At 32.0% G+C, this 18,654-nt stretch carries 19 protein-coding genes and 1 pseudogene; 7 read left to right on the top strand and 13 right to left on the bottom strand.

Features of this window, described 5'->3' with window-relative positions:
- Positions 1–71: 71 nt before the first annotated feature.
- The 7 genes and pseudogenes from ACH2BO_RS10310 (at position 72) to ACH2BO_RS10280 (ending at position 6,886) form a co-directional block, all read left to right on the top strand.
- Entirely contained in the window at positions 72–647 is a 576-nt protein-coding gene (locus ACH2BO_RS10310) for a gamma-glutamyltransferase (protein ID WP_395044661.1), read from the top strand.
- Positions 533–1,507, top strand: a pseudogene (locus tag ACH2BO_RS10305) (transglycosylase domain-containing protein); the annotation flags it as partial. The gene ACH2BO_RS10310 and the pseudogene ACH2BO_RS10305, both read left to right, overlap by 115 nt.
- Positions 1,508–1,615: 108 nt before the next feature.
- Positions 1,616–2,317 carry a CoA transferase subunit A gene (locus tag ACH2BO_RS10300; RefSeq protein ID WP_395044660.1) on the top strand — a complete coding sequence of 234 codons (702 nt, stop codon included), beginning with the start codon at positions 1,616–1,618 and terminating at the stop codon, positions 2,315–2,317.
- Positions 2,318–2,319: 2 nt separating this feature from the next.
- Positions 2,320–3,501 carry a DUF3696 domain-containing protein gene (locus ACH2BO_RS10295; protein WP_395044659.1) on the top strand — a complete coding sequence of 394 codons (1,182 nt, stop codon included), beginning with the start codon at positions 2,320–2,322 and terminating at the stop codon, positions 3,499–3,501.
- Positions 3,485–4,558 (top strand): hypothetical protein, encoded by a 1,074-nt coding sequence (locus ACH2BO_RS10290; protein ID WP_395044658.1) that lies wholly within the window; start codon positions 3,485–3,487, stop codon positions 4,556–4,558. Before ACH2BO_RS10295 ends, ACH2BO_RS10290 begins: the two co-directional genes overlap by 17 nt.
- Positions 4,555–6,204: a DUF262 domain-containing protein gene (locus ACH2BO_RS10285; RefSeq protein WP_395044657.1), complete on the top strand. Its 1,650-nt coding sequence runs from the start codon at positions 4,555–4,557 to the stop codon at positions 6,202–6,204. Before ACH2BO_RS10290 ends, ACH2BO_RS10285 begins: the two co-directional genes overlap by 4 nt.
- 22 nt (positions 6,205–6,226) lie before the next feature.
- Complete coding sequence (locus tag ACH2BO_RS10280) at positions 6,227–6,886, top strand: CoA transferase subunit B (protein ID WP_395044656.1); 660 nt, start codon at positions 6,227–6,229, stop codon at positions 6,884–6,886.
- Between the two features lie 83 nt (positions 6,887–6,969).
- Here ACH2BO_RS10280 and ACH2BO_RS10275 read toward each other — a convergent pair whose 3' ends face one another.
- The 13 genes from ACH2BO_RS10275 to ACH2BO_RS10215 all read right to left on the bottom strand — a co-directional run.
- On the bottom strand, positions 6,970–7,365 hold the full coding sequence (locus ACH2BO_RS10275; RefSeq protein ID WP_395044655.1) for a hypothetical protein: 396 nt from the start codon (positions 7,363–7,365) through the stop codon (positions 6,970–6,972).
- An 83-nt stretch (positions 7,366–7,448) separates the two neighbouring features.
- On the bottom strand, positions 7,449–9,050 hold the full coding sequence (locus tag ACH2BO_RS10270) for a fumarate hydratase (RefSeq protein WP_395044654.1): 1,602 nt from the start codon (positions 9,048–9,050) through the stop codon (positions 7,449–7,451).
- A gap of 224 nt (positions 9,051–9,274) precedes the next feature.
- Entirely contained in the window at positions 9,275–10,720 is a 1,446-nt protein-coding gene (locus tag ACH2BO_RS10265; RefSeq protein ID WP_395044653.1) for a nucleoside recognition domain-containing protein, read from the bottom strand.
- Positions 10,721–10,824: 104 nt separating this feature from the next.
- A complete protein-coding gene (locus ACH2BO_RS10260) occupies positions 10,825–11,538 on the bottom strand; it encodes a 3'-5' exonuclease (RefSeq protein WP_395044652.1) in 714 nt (237 codons plus the stop codon).
- 102 nt (positions 11,539–11,640) lie between these two features.
- A complete protein-coding gene (locus tag ACH2BO_RS10255; protein WP_395044651.1) occupies positions 11,641–12,111 on the bottom strand; it encodes a methylated-DNA--[protein]-cysteine S-methyltransferase in 471 nt (156 codons plus the stop codon).
- 160 nt (positions 12,112–12,271) lie between these two features.
- Positions 12,272–12,637 (bottom strand): c-type cytochrome, encoded by a 366-nt coding sequence (locus ACH2BO_RS10250; RefSeq protein ID WP_395044650.1) that lies wholly within the window; start codon positions 12,635–12,637, stop codon positions 12,272–12,274.
- 161 nt (positions 12,638–12,798) lie between these two features.
- Positions 12,799–13,809, bottom strand: a complete 1,011-nt coding sequence (gene hemB, locus ACH2BO_RS10245; RefSeq protein WP_395044649.1) for a porphobilinogen synthase — start codon at positions 13,807–13,809, stop codon at positions 12,799–12,801.
- A gap of 56 nt (positions 13,810–13,865) precedes the next feature.
- Positions 13,866–14,768: an oxygen-dependent coproporphyrinogen oxidase gene (hemF, locus tag ACH2BO_RS10240; protein WP_395044648.1), complete on the bottom strand. Its 903-nt coding sequence runs from the start codon at positions 14,766–14,768 to the stop codon at positions 13,866–13,868.
- Positions 14,758–15,300: a GNAT family N-acetyltransferase gene (locus tag ACH2BO_RS10235; protein WP_395044647.1), complete on the bottom strand. Its 543-nt coding sequence runs from the start codon at positions 15,298–15,300 to the stop codon at positions 14,758–14,760. The genes hemF and ACH2BO_RS10235 overlap by 11 nt, the downstream gene beginning before the upstream one ends.
- Positions 15,301–15,304: 4 nt before the next feature.
- Positions 15,305–16,330, bottom strand: a complete 1,026-nt coding sequence (hemE, locus tag ACH2BO_RS10230; protein WP_395044646.1) for a uroporphyrinogen decarboxylase — start codon at positions 16,328–16,330, stop codon at positions 15,305–15,307.
- 53 nt (positions 16,331–16,383) lie between these two features.
- Positions 16,384–17,052, bottom strand: coding sequence for a uroporphyrinogen-III synthase (locus tag ACH2BO_RS10225; protein ID WP_395044645.1), 669 nt, complete (start codon positions 17,050–17,052; stop codon positions 16,384–16,386).
- Positions 17,053–17,218: 166 nt separating this feature from the next.
- Complete coding sequence (gene hemC, locus ACH2BO_RS10220; RefSeq protein WP_395044644.1) at positions 17,219–18,145, bottom strand: hydroxymethylbilane synthase; 927 nt, start codon at positions 18,143–18,145, stop codon at positions 17,219–17,221.
- A gap of 134 nt (positions 18,146–18,279) precedes the next feature.
- Positions 18,280–18,654, bottom strand: a 375-nt coding sequence (locus ACH2BO_RS10215; protein WP_395044643.1) for a GxxExxY protein, incomplete at its 5' end; no start/stop codon positions are given.

The following is an 18,654-nucleotide window of genomic DNA, read 5'->3' as shown; positions in this document are numbered from 1 at the left end:
CTTCGAGTGTTTTGTTAAGTAAAGCCTGCGACATTTGTGTTGATGCGTTTAGTCAGGCGGGGAGAAACGAAGTGACCGTATCCAATCGCCTCACCATCCTGGGCACGCGCCATGTCGCTGCGGCTGGGCACTATCTGGCCGCGCATGCCGCGTTTGAAATCCTTGAGGCAGGCGGCAACGCCATTGATGCCGGGGTTGCCGCTGGCATAGCCATCGAGGTGTTGCAAACCGACAAGGTGAATTTCGGCGGCGTGGCGCCGCAGATCATTTATACCGCCAAAGACAAAAGAGTCACCTGTATCGACGGCTTGGGTGTGTGGCCCAAAGCGATCACGCCCGATTATTTTCAAAAGCGCCACGGCGGCAAAATCCCGCCGGGGGTCGAACGCTGCGTGGTTCCCGCGGCACCCGATGCGTGGCTGACTGCACTGTCGAACTTCGGCACCATGAGCTTTAGCGACGTGGCCTCGGCCGCGATCCGCTTTGCCAGCGAAGGCTTTGCGGTGTATCCGCTGTTGTCGGAATTCATCGCCACGCATCGCAAGGATTACGAGCGCTGGCCGTCGAGTGCGAAGGTGTTCCTGCCGAAGGGCAGGGAGAACAACTTGGTTTATCTCCTTGCGATGTTATGCTTGATGGTCCAGTAGTTATTAGAAAAGGACGTCATCATGTTTTAGAAAATTGGGAACCAAGAAATTCCGATGGAAGATATCGCGGAATGGTAACCTTGCAAAAAGCTTTAGCAAATTCTATCAACACCATTTCTGCAAAATTAATAGATAAAACTGGTCCAGAAGCAGTTGTAGAATTAACACATAAACTTGGAGTAACCTCAGAAATACCTATTCAACCAGCCATTGCTCTTGGAGCAGTTGATATTACAGTTCATGATATGGTTGCAGCATACAGCACCTTTGCAAATCAAGGTGTTTATATTAAACCACAATTTATATCAAGAATCGAAGATAAAAACGGAGCCATAATTTATGAACCAATTCCAGAATCTCACGATGTATTAAGCAAAGATATCGCCTTTGCAGTAATTAAATTATTAGAAGGAGTTACCGAAGGTGGTTCTGGTGAACGTCTAAGAACAACTGGTGGTGGTGGCGGAAGCAATCGTTGGACAGGTTATCCTTATTCATTTACAAATCCAATTGCTGGAAAAACAGGAACAACCCAAAATCAATCCGATGGTTGGTTTATTGGTATAGTTCCAAATCTGGTAACTGGCGTTTGGGTTGGTTGCGAAGATCGTTCAGCACGTTTTAAAAGTATAACTTATGGTCAAGGTGCAACCGCAGCATTACCTATTTGGGGATATTTTATGAAAAAATGTTATGCAGATAAAGAACTTCAAATTTCAAATGACGATTTCGAAGAACCCGAAAACATTTCAATAAAAATAGATTGTAATGGTAGTGGAAGCGCTAGCAAATACAGAAAAAAAACACAAAAAGATTCTACTAGTACCAATGAACAAAACACTGATGAATTTGGTTTGTAGAAGCTATTCCTGTTATTGGTTAAAATCTTTGTTGTTTTAAAGAAAAACAATAGAACAGTAGTAAATAAAATAAACATTATAGCATTTAGTAAAATTCTTAGCTAAGATATGATTAATAAAAAAGTAAATTCAGTTCAAGAAGCACTGCAAGGAATTGAAAACAACATGACCATAATGCTTGGTGGTTTTGGACTTTGTGGTATTCCAGAAAATTCAATTGCCGAACTAGTAAATAAGAAAACCAAAAATCTAACCTGCATTTCTAACAATGCTGGCGTTGACGATTTCGGACTTGGTTTGTTACTTCAAGAAAAACAAATCAAAAAAATGATTTCATCCTATGTTGGCGAAAATGCCGAATTTGAACGTCAAATGCTTTCGGGAGAACTTGATGTAGAACTCATTCCTCAAGGAACTTTGGCAGAACGTTGTCGTTCAGCACAAGCCGGAATTCCAGCTTTTTTCACACCAGCAGGTTTTGGTACAGAAGTTGCAATTGGAAAAGAAACACGCGAATTCAATGGAAAAATGCATGTTATGGAACACGCTTTCAAGGCAGATTTTGCAATTGTAAAAGCTTGGAAAGGCGATGAAGCTGGAAATTTAATTTTCAAAGGAACAGCTAGAAATTTCAACCCATGTATGTGTGGCGCAGCAAAAATTACAATTGCCGAAGTTGAAGAACTACTTCCGGCAGGAAGTTTAAACCCTAATGAAATTCATATTCCTGGAATTCTTGTAAATAGAATTTTTCAAGGCGAAAAATACGAGAAAAGAATAGAACAAAGAACCGTGAGAACAATTTTTTAATTATGGTAAATAAAATAAAATTCAAAAACTTTAAGCTGTTCAAAAACTGGCAAACGTTAGATATAAAACCAATAACTATTTTAATTGGCAAGAATAATAGTGGTAAAACGGCTGTATTAAAGTTGCCTACTATGATAAATGAAAGTTTAAAGGGAAACATCAATGAAGCAATAAAACTAGAATTTGATAACATCAAAATTGGTTCAGAATACAGAGATTTAGTCTATAATAGAAAGATTTTACCAGGAGAATATTTAGAATTTGAAATTTCTAATAGTATTGATGATTCAACTTTTGCAGAACTAAAAGTAAATGTACAATTGCCTACTGATATTCTAAAAGAAAAATCAGAAATAGTAAAATGGGATTATTTTGAAAATAATCTGAAAATATCTGAAAAAGAAGAAAATTCGGAGTTTAAAGGATTTGTAAGAGATAAAAATAAATTTGAATATTTAAATTTGGATTATGATTACATTAAAGCATTACGAACGGAACCTGAGGAAGAATATACCTTTAAAAATGATGAAATTAGAAATATAGGACTAAAAGGCGAGAATACATACCAAATTTTGATTAACGCATTTAATAATCAACAAGAAATTTTTAATTCTGTTAGTAATTGGTACAAAAATAATTTTGAAAATTGGTCAATTGAAATAATACCACATGAAATTCCTGGGTCTTCTAATTATAAATATAGATTTATCCTTAAAAATAGAGAAATAGAAGGTATTAATATTATCAATACTGGTCAAGGAATTACTCAAGCACTTCCTTTAATTACACGTTCTTACATGAAAGATGAAGAGCCTGTGCTTATTATAATGGAAGAGCCTGAAAGCCATCTTCATCCTGCAGCTCATGGAAATTTAGCTCAAAGATTTGTAGAATCTTATTTAGAAGATGACAATAAAAGTTACTTAATAGAAACACATTCTAAAAATTTTATTCTACGATTACAAGCTTTAATTGCAGATCCAAAAGTTGATTTTTCAAATAATGATATAGCTATTTATTATGTTGATTTTATTGAAAGAGAACAGTTGAGTGTTATAGAACGATTGGAATTGGATGAATTTGGAGAATTTAGTAAATGGCCAGAGGAAATTTTCAATGAAAGTTATAGAGAATTATTGCTATTAAAACAAAATCAATCAGAAAGAAATGATAGTAACAATTAAGGAAGAGATTTTTAATAATCCTAAAAATAATTCTGACTTAAATGACTTAATGCATTTTTTCAGAAAAGGCAAACACAGAATGCATTTGAAAAAAGTTGGGGATTTTATTGCTTTTGAAAATTCTGAATGGAAGAAAACATTATTAAGAAGTGATATAGACTTTTTAAAGGAAAGTATTGGAAAGTTAGATAAAAAGGAAGTGGTCATTTCTCAAACAGGTAACGAAGATGAATTTAATCCTAAAGAAGCATTTAGTTACTTAGAACAAAATTTAAGGATAATTTTAGAACAAGAAGAATACGAAAAACCATTTATATTGAAAATAATAAAGGAATTTGACTCTTCCAACGAATTAATTAATGCTCTACAAAATAATTGGTTGGAGTTTTATAATGGTGCAGGTTCAAATAGTGAAAGTATATTAAGAACTCGTATAACAAGAGATATTTCAACAAATCAACATTTTAAAGAACCACTAAATAAATATCTGAGATTCTATGAAATAAAAGATAGTGATAGGGAATATTGTACCTTTAATAATGGTGAAGTTATACCTCAAGAATTACCAGAAAAAAAAACTAAATTTTTAAAAAAAGAAAATATACCATACCACATTCTATATAAAAGAGAAAAGGAAAACTATATGCCAGATTCTGTTTTTAATGGTTTTTTACAGACAGCTAAGAAAAATGATGATAGAAAAGAGTTTTCTAAATTATACTTAAATTTTACTCCACAACAAAAAGATTTTTTTGATTTGGAAAAAGGGTTTCAAAAAAAAGAAAAGACTACTTTGAAAATTGAAATTCAAAACCTTTATAATAATTTTAAAGATGGTAAAAATATTTCAAACAAAGAACATAAAGTCTTGGCAATTGGTTTACCATTTTCAAATTTTAAATCAACATTTTCAAATCACTTCAATCATGTAAGTAGAGAAGATTTAGAAAAAAGAATTTTATATCAACCCAAATTAAAATCTGAAGTTAATTTGAAAGATAAAACTGAACGTATCGAATTTGAGCATATTATACACGAAATAAAATATCTATTATGAGTAACTTACAAATAAATACACGAGTAAGAAGATTGGCTTATTATTTAGATGATTTTGAAAAAGGCAATTTTAGAATTCCTTTTTTTCAGAGAAGATATAGATGGAGTAAGCCTGAAAAAAGAAGAGATTTATTTGATAGTATCATTAAAGGATTTCCAATTGGGACAATTTTGTTATGGAAACCAAATGACGATATACAATTTAATCCTGAATATGAAGATAGAAATATTGGTTCATATACGTTGGAAGCACCTAACGAATATGCAAGTTATATTTTGGATGGATTTCAAAGACTATCAACTATTGTTGGGTGTTTGCTTAATCCAAATACTACAAACTTAGTAAGAGATGAAGAAGAATGGTTAGCAAACTTTAATTTGATATATAACTTTAAAAATAATAAAGTTGAAATTGGTCCAAAAAACTATGATAATTTAGATTTCTACAAAGTTCCTCTTTACCAATTAGCTGATACTAAAGAGTTTTACAACATTCAGACAAAATTTGCTGAACACAGAAATTTAATGAATGAGGACGAAATAAAAGATTATATCTCAAAATTTAAAGAAATCGCCTACCAAATTCAGGACTATATGTTGCCCTCAGTAGATATTTTAGGTGGAGATTTTGAGACCGCAAATCAAATGTTTGTAAGAGTAAATACTCAAGGAGAAAAAGTAAATGATGAAGAACAACTGTCTGCTATAACCTCAACTGAAAGTTTTAGATTAGGTGCAAGAATAACTGAAGTTTTAGATAATATTAGTAACACAAATTTTTTTAATAAGATAAAAAAAGAATCCTTTAGGGAGAATATATTTAGAACCATTCAAAGTTCATTTGGAACATTATATCTAGACTCAAAAGCGACGGATGTAAAAACCTTAAGTGATAAAACAAACTTCTCTGAAATTGTTAATGTAACTTTAAAAAATTGCATAGAAACAGTAATTTTTTTTAAAGAAAATTTAGCAGTATTAGATTTAAAATTTGTTCCTGCAAATTTACATTTTATCTTTTTAGTTCAATATTACAATATCAAAGGTAAGTTAGAAAATGAAGATGTTGAAAAACTAAAATTATGGTTTTGGCAAACTTCATATACAAATTGTTTTACAAAATATAATCCTGCAAAACGTAAAAAAGCATTTGATCACTTTTTAGATTTTTGTAAAAACAAAGAAAATGATCCTTTCTACTGGGATAATGAAGTAAAATTAAAAGTTGATAAGTTTCCTGACAAAATTGATTTTGGTGGCGTAAGAAAACAAGCTTTGGCAAATTTTATGGTAAATTATTACTTTCACAAAGATAATATTTTAACGAAAAAAAAATTAAGTAGTGAAGAAATTACAGGTGTAAATGAATATAAATTATTTCGTAATGAAAAGTCTATTGGTAATACAATTTTTTTGCCAATTCAAAAAAACGAATTATATGTACACCTTAAAAAACAAACTTCTTTACAATTTCTGCTATCTTACGAATTTCAGGGTTTATATGAAGAACTTTTTATCACTGATGAAATGCGATATTTATATTCTCAAAAAAGAAACAAGGAATTATTAGAACTAAGAGAATTAATGATTAAAAAGCAAGAAAATGAATTTATTACTAATGTTCTAAATTTGGAACTGGAAAATTAAAGTTTAAATAAAAAAGAAATAAATGGCTTTAGATAAAACTCAAATTGCAAAAAGAATTGCAAAAGAATTAAAACACAACTATTTCGTAAATTTAGGAATAGGTATTCCAACACTTGTCGCCAATTATATTCCCGAAGGTATTGATGTCGAATTTCAAAGCGAAAATGGAATTCTTGGAATGGGACCATTTCCTTTTGAAGGTGATGAAGATCCTGATTTAATTAATGCAGGAAAACAAACTATTACAACTTTACCTGGAGCAAGTTTCTTCGATTCTGCCTTTAGCTTTGGAATGATTCGAGGTCAGCATGTTGATTTAACCATTCTTGGCGCAATGGAAGTTTCTGAAAATGGAGATATTGCCAATTGGAAAATACCAGGAAAAATGGTTAAAGGAATGGGTGGCGCAATGGATTTAGTAGCTTCTGCCGAAAATATTATTGTTGCCATGATGCATATAAACAAAGCTGGCGAAAGCAAAATTCTAAAAAAATGTAGCTTACCATTAACAGGTGTTGCTTGCGTTAAAAAAGTAGTAACCGAACTGGCTGTTTTAGAAATTACTCCACAAGGTTTCAAACTTTTAGAACGCGCACCAGGAGTTTCTGTTGAACACATAATAGCATCAACAGAAGCGGAATTGATTGTTGAAGGAGATATTCCTGAAATGGTTATTGATTAATTTTTTGTCATTTCGACGAAGGAGGAATCTCATCAAGTTATTCAGATTATGTGATTTCTCCTTCGTCGAAATGACAAACTACATTATTTCTTACTTCCCAAATAATCAATAATTACAGGCGATGCATGAGTAAAACTAGGAAATTGTTCAACAATGCTTATTGCACGTTTTTTATTCAATTTATAAGTCAAATCGAATTCAGTTGTAAATAAAATAACTGACATAAATGGATTGTTTATAAATTCCAATAATCTATTAAACGCCGAATCGATATCGTGAATTTCAAATAATTCTTCTTGCTGGAACTTGAATTTTAACTCCAATTTCAATACATTTTCATCTAGTATCGGACGAACATAAATATTCATCAATTCTGTATTTCCAATGGTTTTTGCAAAAGTTAATTTGGCAAAAGTACCATCTTCTAAACTGATTTTAACTTTGGTATAAAACTCTAAAAATGTTTCTTTAAAAGGCATATTTTTAATTTATTATAAAACCTCAAAGGTCTAAAAAGAACTTTGAGGTTTTGTCTTAATACTTAATACTACAATCTTAATACTTAAAGATTTGCAAAAAAATCATTCCCTTTATCATCAGTAATGATGAACGCTGGAAAATCTTTAACTGTAATTTTTCTTACGGCTTCCATTCCTAGCTCTTCAAAATCTATTACCTCAACTTTCAATATATTATCTTGGGCTAAAATTGCTGCTGGACCACCAATTGAACCTAAATAGAATCCACCATATTTCTTGCACGCTTCCATCACTTCTTTAGTTCTATTTCCTTTGGCAAGCATAATCATACTTCCGCCAGCTTTTTGAAATTCTTCCACATAAACGTCCATTCGTCCAGCTGTTGTTGGTCCGAAACTTCCCGATGACATTCCGTCAGGAGTTTTTGCTGGTCCAGCATAATATACAGGATGATTTTTGAAATACTCTGGCATTGGTTTTCCTGCATCCAATAATTCATTTATTTTTGCATGAGCAATATCTCTAGCAACAATTAAAGTTCCGTTTAATTTTAATCTGGTTTTTATTGGATATTTAGATAATTCTGCCAAAATTTCTGCCATTGGACGATTCAAATCTACTTCAACTGCTGGTTCTAAATGTGGTGGTGTCGCAGGCAAAAACTGCTGCGGATTTACTTCCAATTGTTCTAAGAAAACTCCATCTTTTGTGATTTTTCCTTTGATATTTCTATCGGCAGAACATGAAACTCCTAATCCAACCGGACAAGAAGCTGCATGACGTGGCAAACGTATTACACGAACATCATGTGCAAAATATTTTCCGCCAAATTGTGCTCCAATGGCACTTTCTTGACAATATAATAATACTTTTTTCTCCCATTCTAAATCGCGAAATGCTTGACCTGACATATTTCCGGTTGTTGGAAGATTATCAAAATATCCTGCTGATGCTTTTTTAACTGCTGATAAATTTGACTCAGCAGAAGTTCCACCAATGACCAAAGCTAAATGATATGGCGGACAAGCAGAAGTTCCTAAATCTTTAATTTTTTCGCGAACAAATTCTTCCATTGATTTATCATTCAATAGTGATTTTGTTTTTTGATACAAAAATGTTTTGTTTGCAGAACCACCACCTTTTGTTAGAAATAAAAATTCATACGAATTTCCTTTTTTGGCATAAATATCAATTTGAGCTGGCAAATTTGAACCTGAATTTTTCTCTTCAAACATTGAAATCGGAACAATTTGTGAGTAACGAAGATTTTTATTTTGAAAAGTATTGAAAATTCCTTTCGATAACCATTCAGCATCATCGACTCCAGTAAAAACGCTTTCGCCTTTTTTTGCCATGACAATTGCGGTTCCTGTATCTTGACAAGATGGCAATTGACCTTCAACAGCTACTGCTGCGTTTTGTAATAAATTATAAGCTACAAATCGGTCGTTATCAGTAGCTTCTGGATCGGTTAAAATATTGTTTAGCTTCTGCAAATGTGCTGTTCGCAACATAAATGAAACGTCGTTCATGGCTTCTTGTGCTAACAATTCTAATCCTTTTGGATCAATACTTAGAATTTCTCTGTCACCAAATTGCTCAACTTTTACGTAGTCCGAAGTAAGTTTTTTGTATTGTGTATCGTCTTTTAAAATTGGATACGGATCTTGATATATAAAGTCCATTTTATAATTTATTTTGAAATGTAAAGTTACGGAAAGTTGGTGGATTGAAGAAAATTAAGTTTTAGAATAAAGTATTAAATCAGTAATAATCAGAATTATCAATCCTACTATTGAATTATCTTTTTTGAATAACTTCATCAAATGATTTTGTTCCTAAATTAATTATCCAAATCAAAAGATTACCAACAAAATGACAAACTAGATGGAAGAAATCATACATATTATTATTTTACAAAAAACCAACTAGCCACAAAAATCGCAGTAATCACACAAATCAAATCTACTAAAAGCATTGTTCCAAGTGTGTAGCGTGTGTTTTTAATTTTTACCGAACCAAAATAAACTGCTATAACATAAAACGTTGTTTCGGCACTGCATTGAAAAATAGAACTCAATCTTCCTGTGAGTGAATCTACTCCAAAAGTATTCATGGCATCAATCATAAATCCTCGTGAACCACTAGAACTAAATGGTCGAAGCATGGCAACTGGCAACGAATCTGTGATTTCTTTACTTACACCAATGTTTGAAAACGCAAATGAAATTCCATTACTCATAATTTCAAAAAGACCGCTGTTTCTGAAGAAAGAAATGGCAACCAACATTCCCATTACATATGGAAAAATAGTCACTCCTGTTGTTAATCCGTTTCGTGCTCCATTAACAAAAGTGTCGAAAATTGTGGTGTTTTTTTCTACAAATTTCTTTTCGTAAATGAATGAAAATACCAATGTAAATCCAATAATTATTATTAGCATTAGTCCTGATAAATTAGCCGTAAAAAAGTTTTTTTCAATTAAATCTAATCGATTTATATAGAATAATAAACCACATATTGCAGATATAATGGTCATTAAAGCAACCAATAATGTAGCGCTTTTGAAGTTTATTTTTTGTCGAATTCCCACAATAATCATTGCTGCAATAGTTCCGATAAAAGATGTAATAATACAAGGAAGCATAACATCAGCAGGATTTGCAGCATTTGCAGCAGCACGATAACCAATAATTGATGTTGGGATTAAAGTTAAACCTGCTGCATGAAGACACATAAACATAATTTGAGCATCGCTAGCTTTATCTTTTTCTGGATTTAATTCTTGTAAACTTTCCATTGCTTTCAATCCGAATGGTGTTGCTGCCGAATCTAATCCAAGAAAATTGGCTGCAAAATTCAATGTCATATAGGAAATTGACTCATGGTTTTTAGGAACTGATGGAAAAATTTTAGAAAAAAGCGGACTTAATCTTCGAGCTAATTTTTCTGAAGCTCCAGAAATGATGAGCAATTCCATCAATCCACAAAAGAAAGCTAAGTAAGCCATTAATGGCAAAATAATATCAAACAAACTTACTTTACAAGTAGGTAACAATCCATCGCTTTTTTGTTTTCCGCTATAAATTTTTACCGTTTTACTTGAATAAACATAAGTGGTATCAAGATTTAAATTATCGCGATTGATAACCATTGTTTTATCTGGTGCTTTTTCAATACTATCTTTAATATAAGTAGGTAAATCTTGAATGTATTTTTCAGAAATTAAGATAGGATCATCTTTTTTTCCATTTAAAACAAAGTCAATGGTATAAGTGTTTCCGAAAAATAAACTAAAAATCACAAAAGCTATTGATGAAATGAAAATAGCTAGCCAAAATCTACTTAATACCATAATTTTAATTTTTGTAAATGTACTAATTCAATGTTAAAAATCAATTGCAATATCAATTACAAAAGTCAATTACAATGTCAAAAGTTAATTGTAATTTTTAAATTTTAAACGTGAGTTATTTCATCTTCAATTAATAAATCTTCACGTCTAAAACGAAGAAAAACTTGCGCAACAGCAATTACATCTTTCTCGCAATAAGTTACAATTCTGTCAATGTCTTTTTCTACATAAAAAACGTGACCAACTTGACTTCCATCAATATCTTCTTTAGAGGAAGGAATTCCTAGAATTTTAGTCAATAATTTTAATGATGTAAAATGTTTATAATCGCCAAATTTCCATAACTCTAGCGTATCAAGATGTGGAATTTCCCATGGTTTTTTTCCAAATAAATTTAGTTTATTCGGAATTGCAACTTGGTTAATTATCATTCGACGAGCAAGAAATGGAATGTCGAATTCTTTTGCGTTATGACCACACATTACGTGTTGCGAAAGATTGAAATGATTGTTTACAAGATTATTAAAATCATTCAATAATTTTTTTTCTTCACCAAAAAAGGATGTTACTCTAAAGTTTCTAATGTCACCTTTTGTGATAAAATAACCAACAGAAATACAAACTATTTTACCAAACTCTGCCCAAATTCCTGCTCTGTCATAAAATTCTTCTGGAGTAAAATCGTCTTTGCGTTGGTATTGCGTTTTTAGTTCCCAAAGTTGTTTTAAATCATCGTCTAGCGAATTAAAATTTTCTTCTAACGGAACGGTTTCTATATCTAGAAATAAAATATTATCAAGGCGAATTTTTTCAATCATAATTTCGACACGAATTGCACGATTTTCACGAATGTAAAATCATAATTAGTATTTCACGAATTTAGAAATAAAATTGGTATTTAGAATTTTTACTTTGAAATTTTAAAACAAACTTTGTTGATTGGTTGGATTTTCGTGTTCGAGAAGCCATTTTTTTCGCCACAAACCTCCAGCATAACCTGTAAGTGAACCATCTTTCCCTATAACTCTGTGGCACGGAATTACTATCCAAAGTGGGTTTTTTCCGTTGGCTGATGCTACTGCTCGAATGGCTTTTACATCGCCAAGTTTTTGAGATAAATCTAAATAGGAAAGTGTTTTTGAGAATGGAATGTTTAGTAATTCTTGCCAAACACGCTGTTGAAAATTGGTTCCTTTTGGGTTTAATTTAATAGTGAAATTGGTTCGGTTTCCTTCAAAATAATCTTGTAATTGTGTTACTGCTTCTTTTAATTCGTTTGGAATTGTTGTAGAAGTTTCTCCTTCGGATAAAACGGATATTATAGAAATTCCGTTTTCATCTCCAACGATTTTGGTGATTCCGAGTGGCGAATTGATGAAGCAGGTTTGCATTTTAAAAAGATTTTATTGTAAAGTTCGGAAAGTTTTTGGATAAGCGACAAGAAAATCTTTAAACTTTGTCATTCAATTGCGAAACTTCGGAAGAGAAATCATATAATCTAAACCAAGTTTATGTGATTTCTCCCAAAAGGTCGAAACGACAAAATGTGTGTTATTTAGCGAAACTTTGAATATAAATTTCCAATGATTTTAGTTCTTCATCTGTCATTACTTTGGTAATTTCTAGATTTATTTTCATTGTTTCGTATTGTGTAAGATCTACAATTGGTTCGGCTTCGGCTTTTAGAAAACTTACTAAACTGGCATTTTCTTTTTTATAAATTGTTGCCATTTGTTCTATACTTGGTCCAACTACTTTATTGTTGGGTTGATGGCAAGCTACACAATTGTTTTCTTGAAACAATGTTTCGCCTTTTTCTAATGATGCTATTTCTGGAACTGAGTTTTGAGGTTTTATAGTTTCTTTTTTACAAGAAATTAGAAAAATAGAGAATAAGATTGCTACTATAATTTTCATTTTTAACTAGTATTTTAGTTTATTACAATTACTTTTTAGCCCTGATTGAAATGGAAATCCTTGTTCGCCGCGGCGAACAAGATTGGAATGTAAAGCAGGAATAAGGATTGTAGAAAAAGCCCAAGCCAATCGCTACTTCCTTCGACAAGCTCAGGATGACATTAATTCTTTAATAAAATCGCCGCTTCTTTAGCAAAATAAGTAGAAATTAAACTTGCTCCTGCACGTTTTATGCACATTAATTGTTCCATCATAATTTTGTCGTGATCGAGCCAACCTCTTTCTGCAGCTGCTTTTATCATGGCATATTCGCCAGAAACGTGAAAAACGGTTACTGGAACATTTACGGCGTTTTTAACTTCGCGAACAATGTCGAGATAGGCAATTCCGGGTTTTACCATGACCATATCGGCACCTTCTTCTACATCCATTAGTGCTTCTTTTATGGCTTCGATGCGGTTGGCATAATCCATTTGGTAGGTTTTTTTGTCCTTCGGCGCTTCGGCAAGCTCAGCATTGGAAGTATTATTTTTTGGCGCACTGTCTAAAGCATCGCGAAATGGTCCGTAAAAAGCAGATGCATATTTGGCAGAATAACTCATAATTCCGACTTTTTGAAAACCTGCCGCGTCTAATCCTTGGCGCAAACGCAAAACGCGTCCGTCCATCATATCGCTTGGCGCAACAAAATCGGCTCCAGCTTGTGCGTGAGAAACGGCCATTTTTACTAAAGCGTCGTTGGTTGCATCGTTGGCAATATCACCGTTTTCTATGATTCCGTCGTGACCGTAAATTGAATATGGATCTAAGGCAACATCTGGCATCACAATCATTTCTGGACAGGCAGATTTTATGGCTTTGATGGCTTGTTGCATTAATCCGTTTGGATTCCATGCTTCTTTTCCTGTGTTGTCTTTTAGTGATTCATCAACTTTTACGTAGATGTTTACTGCGCGAATTCCTAAATCGAATAATTCTTTTACTTCTTCAACAGTTAAATCGATTGATCGACGGAAAATTCCAGGCATTGATGGAATTTCTACTTGGGAATTTTGTCCTTCTGCAATGAACATTGGGAACATAAAATCACTTGGACTTAATGTGGTTTCGCGAACTAAACTTCGTATTGATTCGTTTACTCTTAAACGACGATTTCTTTGTAATGGAAACATAGTATATTGTTTAAATTGTTTAAAAGTTTAAGGTTTAAAGTTGGTTTGCTTTGCGCTTAAACCCAATCTATTGGTTTTTCTAATATATTTATTAATTTTTCTTCTTCGCTTGCAATTTCTGGATGATGATCGTAAACCCATTGCACATTTGGTGGTAACGACATTAATATGCTTTCAATTCTTCCGTTGGTTTTTAGTCCAAAAAGTGTTCCTTTGTCATGAACCAAATTGAATTCTACATAACGACCACGACGAATTTCTTGCCAAGTTCGTTGTTCCTTTGTATAAGGTAAATTTTTTCTTTTTTCTAAAATTGGAGCATAAGCATCTAGAAAACTATTTCCTATTTCGGACACAAAGTTAAACCAATTTTCCATTGACATTTGTTCTGTTGCTTTGCAATAATCAAAAAATAATCCGCCAATTCCACGAGCTTCGTTTCTATGTGTGTTCCAAAAATAATCATCACATTGTTTTTTATATTTTGGATAAAAATCTACGTTATGTTTATCGCAAGCGGTTTTACAAGTTTGATGAAAATGAATGGCATCTTCTTCAAATAAATAATATGGTGTTAAATCTTGTCCTCCACCAAACCATTGATTTATAATTTCACCTTTTTCGTTATACATTTCAAAATAACGCCAATTTGCGTGAACTGTTGGTGACATTGGATTTTTTGGATGAATTACTAAACTTAATCCGCAAGCAAAAAAATCGGCTTCGCCAACCTTAAACATTTGTTGCATTGCTTCTGGAAGTTTTCCGTGAACTGCTGAAATATTTACGCCGCCTTTTTCTATTACTTCGCCATTTTCTATAACTCGTGTTTTTCCGCCACCACCTTCTGGTCGTTCCCAAATGTCTTCACGAAATTTGGCTTTTCCTTCGACAGCTTCTAATCCGGCAACGATTTGGTCTTGAAGGTTTTGTATGTATTGGTAGAATTTAGTTTTCATAATCTGATTTCAATAATCCATAGTAATTAATGTCTTCTAAAATTCCTTCGTGATTTTTAAATTCTTCTCGCAAAGTTCCTTCTTGAACAAATCCGTTTTTCAAAGCAACTTGCTGACTTCCAAAATTAATCTTTGATGTACAAATAAAAATTTTATTCATTTTTAATTCGTTGAAACAAAAACCAATTACTTCAGAAATAGCTTTTGAAATAATTCCTTTGCCTTCAAAATCTTTATCGATAAAATAGAAGATTTCGCATTTTGAAATGTTATAATCTATTTTTTTAATGCCAATATATCCAATTAAACAATTGGTTTCTAAATTTCTAACATAAAAATAGTAACCTGTATTTTCTATTTCTATTTGAACATTTTTACTGATGAATTCTTCTGTTGCTTTTAAATCAACACAATTAGAAACGGTTACAGGAAATGTTTTTATAATACGATTTCTGTTATTTTCTATTAAATGGAAAAATTCTTTAAAATGAATATTTTCTATTTTGTCGAGTTTCCAATTGTTGAATTCCATTAATTTAAGAATTATATTCCTTAACCGCATCAATAAAAGCTTTAGCATGATCTACAGGAATATTTGGTAAAATTCCGTGACCAAGATTTACTATATAACTGTCTTTTCCAAATTCGTTTATCATTTCATGAACCATTTTTTTTATGGTTGGAATTGGCGATAATAATCTGCTTGGATCAAAATTTCCTTGTAATGTGATTTTTCCTCCAGATAAATATCTTGCATTTCTTGGCGAACATGTCCAATCTACACCCAGTGCTGATGCTTTTGATTTTGACATTTCTCCTAATGCAAACCAACATCCTTTTCCAAAAACAATAACCTTTGTATCTTCAGCTAATGCTTCAACAATTTGGTTGATGTAGTTCCACGAAAATTCTTGATAATCTACTGGCGATAACATTCCGCCCCAAGAATCGAAAATTTGAATGGCATTGCAACCTGCTTTTACTTTTTCTTTTAAATATAATATAGTTGTGTCTGTAATTTTTTGTAATAACGAATGTGCTGCAATTGGATTTGAGAAACAAAATCCTTTGGCAGTATCAAAACTTTTAGATCCTTTTCCTTCAACTGCATAACAAAAAATTGTCCAAGGTGAACCTGCAAAACCAATTAATGGAACCTCATCATTTAACATTTGCTTGGTTAATTTTATGGCGTCAAAAACATAACCTAAAGTTTCATGAACATTTGGAACAATTACTCGTTCAACATCTTGAGTGGTTCTTATTGGATTTGGTAAAAACGGTCCAATATTTTCTTTCATCAAGACCTCAATTCCCATTGCTTGTGGTACTACAAGAATATCCGAAAATAATATTGCTGCATCTGGCGCAATTCTTCTAATGGGTTGAACTGTGATTTCGGCTGCTAATTCTGGTGTTTGGCAACGTGTAAAAAAATCGTATTTGTCTCTCAGTGCAATAAATTCTGGCAAATATCTTCCTGCTTGACGCATCATCCAAACTGGTGGACGATCTACAATTTCGTTGTTTAGTGCTCTTAAAAATAGGTCGTTTTTGATCATTTTGTTTTATTTAAACCTCAAAGGTTTTGAAAACCTTTGAGGTTTGTGAATTGTTAATTAAAATATTCGATAACTTCTGCAATTACATTTTCTACCGATGGTTTTTCTGCAATTGTAATGTTTTTTATTTTTTTATTTTCTAATGCTTCTGCTGTTGTTTCGCCAATGCAAAAACACATTTCTTCTTTAATTGTGTTTGATTTTAAATAACTTTCTACTCCTGATGGACTGAAAAATAGAATTCCGTCAAGTTTTTGAGTTATTTTTTTCGATGTTAAATTGGTTTCGTAAACTTCTATTTCGTTGAATATGATTCCGTTTTCTTTTAATGTTTCCGGTAAAATATCTCTACGTAAATTTCCGCAGAAAAATGTAAATGTTTCATTGGAATAAACTAGTGAAATTATTTCTGCTAAATCTGATGCGTAACCTGTGTAAGCGATAACGTTAAATCCGTTTTCGGTTAATAAGTCTTTGGTTTTCATTCCGACAGAAAAAACGTTTTTACTTTTTAAATCTTCAAATTTTGGATGATTTAGAATACTTTGTACTGCGTTTTGACTTGTGAAAATTAGATTTTCGTTAACTTTAGACAATTCAAAATTCTTAATTTTAGTTTCTATAAAATCTTCTTCAATTACTAAAAAATTAGCATCTAGTAATTGTTGCTTTTGATTTGGCAATAGCTTTTTAGTAGATAATATATTGGTTTGTTTAGTCATAGTTTTCTTTTTGAACTAATAAGGAATTAAGATTCATTAAGTGTTTTTATGTTATACAATAGCTTTTTAGCCCTGATTGCAATGAAAATCCTTTTTTTTTTTTAAAAAAAAGATTGAAATGGAAAGCAGGAAAAAGGATTGTAGAAAATGCCCAAGCCATTCGCTTCTAATTTTTTAATGCTAATTTAATATTCTTCATCAATTCTATTCCGCCATTATTTAAAATTTCTTGTGCGCAATTAAATCCTAATTTCTTCCATTGGGAAATGTCTACTTTTTTATCGATTTGTAATTTTTCTTTTCCATCGATAGAAAGCAACTGTCCTTGAAAATGTATGGTGTCATCTTTTTCGTTAAATTTTGCTAATGCTCCAATTGGCGCTGTACATCCACCTTCAAGTATTTTTAAAAATTGTCTTTCTATATAGGTGCAAATATCTGTTTCTAAATGATTTAATTCAGCAACTGCTTCTTTACAAAATTCATCATTTGCCATTGCAACAATTACCATTGCACCTTGTGCTGGCGCTGGAATCATCCAATCTAGATTGATGAAATTATCTGGTTTTATGTTTATTCTTTCTAATCCTGCAGCTGCGAAAATTGCACCATTCCAATTGTTATCTTGAAGTTTTTTCATTCTGGTATTTACATTTCCGCGTAAATCTACAACCTTGTGATTTGGATATTTATTGAGCCACATTGCTCGACGACGCAAACTTCCTGTTGCAATTGTGCCTAAATTTTCTAGAAAATCTAGATTTCCTTTGTGAACTAAAATATCTAATGTTGATGCTCTTTCCAACACTGCCGTTTGAACAATTCCTTGTGGCAAAGCGGTTGGAACGTCTTTCATAGAATGAACAGCAATATCAACTTGACCATTTATCATTGCAACATCAAGTGTTTTGGTAAAAATTCCTGTAATTCCGAGTTCGTAAAGTGGTTTGTCTAGGATAATATCTCCTTGCGATTTTACAGCAATAATCTCAGTTTTATGGCCGAGATCATTTAATTTTTTTTCAACTGTGTGAGCTTGCCAAAGCGCCAATTCACTATCGCGAGTTCCAATTCTGATTGTTTTTTCAGCCATTTTTAGTTTTTTTACCATTAAGATATTAAGAGAATTAAGCTTTGTGTTGAATGTAAGTTAATTAAGTTTTAAAACGTTTAACTTAATTTTCTTAATCTCTTAATGGTTCAATTTCTTTACGGTAATGTTTATGTTTAATCTATTAATCTTGCAAAGTAATCATTTACAAGTGGTTTCATTGATTTTGTTATGTTTAAAGTGTTAAAATTAATTAATAAACCTTGAGGTCTTTGTAACAATTTCATATATGTAAGTAATTGTGCTTCGTGAATTGGCAAAAGGTTTTCTATTGCTTTTAATTCAACAACTATGCAATCATTCACAAGTAAATCAATTCTTAAATCAGATTCTAATTCAAGGTCATAATAATCTATTTTAACAACTAATTGTTGTTTAACATCATATCCGTTTTGTTCTAATTCATATTTAAGACATTGCTCATAAATGCTTTCTAAAAGTCCAGGTCCCAAAGCTTTATGCACTTTTATAGCAAAACCTATAATTTCATA

It is taken from the genome of Flavobacterium sp., from assembly GCF_043773265.1.
Classification (GTDB): domain Bacteria; phylum Bacteroidota; class Bacteroidia; order Flavobacteriales; family Flavobacteriaceae; genus Flavobacterium.
Note: the sequence above shows the minus strand (reverse complement) of the source record. Positions and strands in the feature narration are given on the sequence as shown.

Excerpts from the sequence above, each read along its gene's own strand:
- ACH2BO_RS10300 (WP_395044660.1), top strand. The coding sequence starts at position 1,616 with ATGATTAATAAAAAAGTAAATTCAGTTCAAGAAGCACTGCAAGGAATT.
- ACH2BO_RS10295 (WP_395044659.1), top strand. The coding sequence starts at position 2,320 with ATGGTAAATAAAATAAAATTCAAAAACTTTAAGCTGTTCAAAAACTGG.
- ACH2BO_RS10290 (WP_395044658.1), top strand. The coding sequence starts at position 3,485 with ATGATAGTAACAATTAAGGAAGAGATTTTTAATAATCCTAAAAATAAT.
- ACH2BO_RS10285 (WP_395044657.1), top strand. The coding sequence starts at position 4,555 with ATGAGTAACTTACAAATAAATACACGAGTAAGAAGATTGGCTTATTAT.
- ACH2BO_RS10280 (WP_395044656.1), top strand. The coding sequence starts at position 6,227 with ATGGCTTTAGATAAAACTCAAATTGCAAAAAGAATTGCAAAAGAATTA.
- ACH2BO_RS10275 (WP_395044655.1), bottom strand. The coding sequence starts at position 7,365 with ATGCCTTTTAAAGAAACATTTTTAGAGTTTTATACCAAAGTTAAAATC.
- ACH2BO_RS10270 (WP_395044654.1), bottom strand. The coding sequence starts at position 9,050 with ATGGACTTTATATATCAAGATCCGTATCCAATTTTAAAAGACGATACA.
- ACH2BO_RS10265 (WP_395044653.1), bottom strand. The coding sequence starts at position 10,720 with ATGGTATTAAGTAGATTTTGGCTAGCTATTTTCATTTCATCAATAGCT.
- ACH2BO_RS10260 (WP_395044652.1), bottom strand. The coding sequence starts at position 11,538 with ATGATTGAAAAAATTCGCCTTGATAATATTTTATTTCTAGATATAGAA.
- ACH2BO_RS10255 (WP_395044651.1), bottom strand. The coding sequence starts at position 12,111 with ATGCAAACCTGCTTCATCAATTCGCCACTCGGAATCACCAAAATCGTT.
- ACH2BO_RS10250 (WP_395044650.1), bottom strand. The coding sequence starts at position 12,637 with ATGAAAATTATAGTAGCAATCTTATTCTCTATTTTTCTAATTTCTTGT.
- hemB (WP_395044649.1), bottom strand. The coding sequence starts at position 13,809 with ATGTTTCCATTACAAAGAAATCGTCGTTTAAGAGTAAACGAATCAATA.
- hemF (WP_395044648.1), bottom strand. The coding sequence starts at position 14,768 with ATGAAAACTAAATTCTACCAATACATACAAAACCTTCAAGACCAAATC.
- ACH2BO_RS10235 (WP_395044647.1), bottom strand. The coding sequence starts at position 15,300 with ATGGAATTCAACAATTGGAAACTCGACAAAATAGAAAATATTCATTTT.
- hemE (WP_395044646.1), bottom strand. The coding sequence starts at position 16,330 with ATGATCAAAAACGACCTATTTTTAAGAGCACTAAACAACGAAATTGTA.
- ACH2BO_RS10225 (WP_395044645.1), bottom strand. The coding sequence starts at position 17,052 with ATGACTAAACAAACCAATATATTATCTACTAAAAAGCTATTGCCAAAT.
- hemC (WP_395044644.1), bottom strand. The coding sequence starts at position 18,145 with ATGGCTGAAAAAACAATCAGAATTGGAACTCGCGATAGTGAATTGGCG.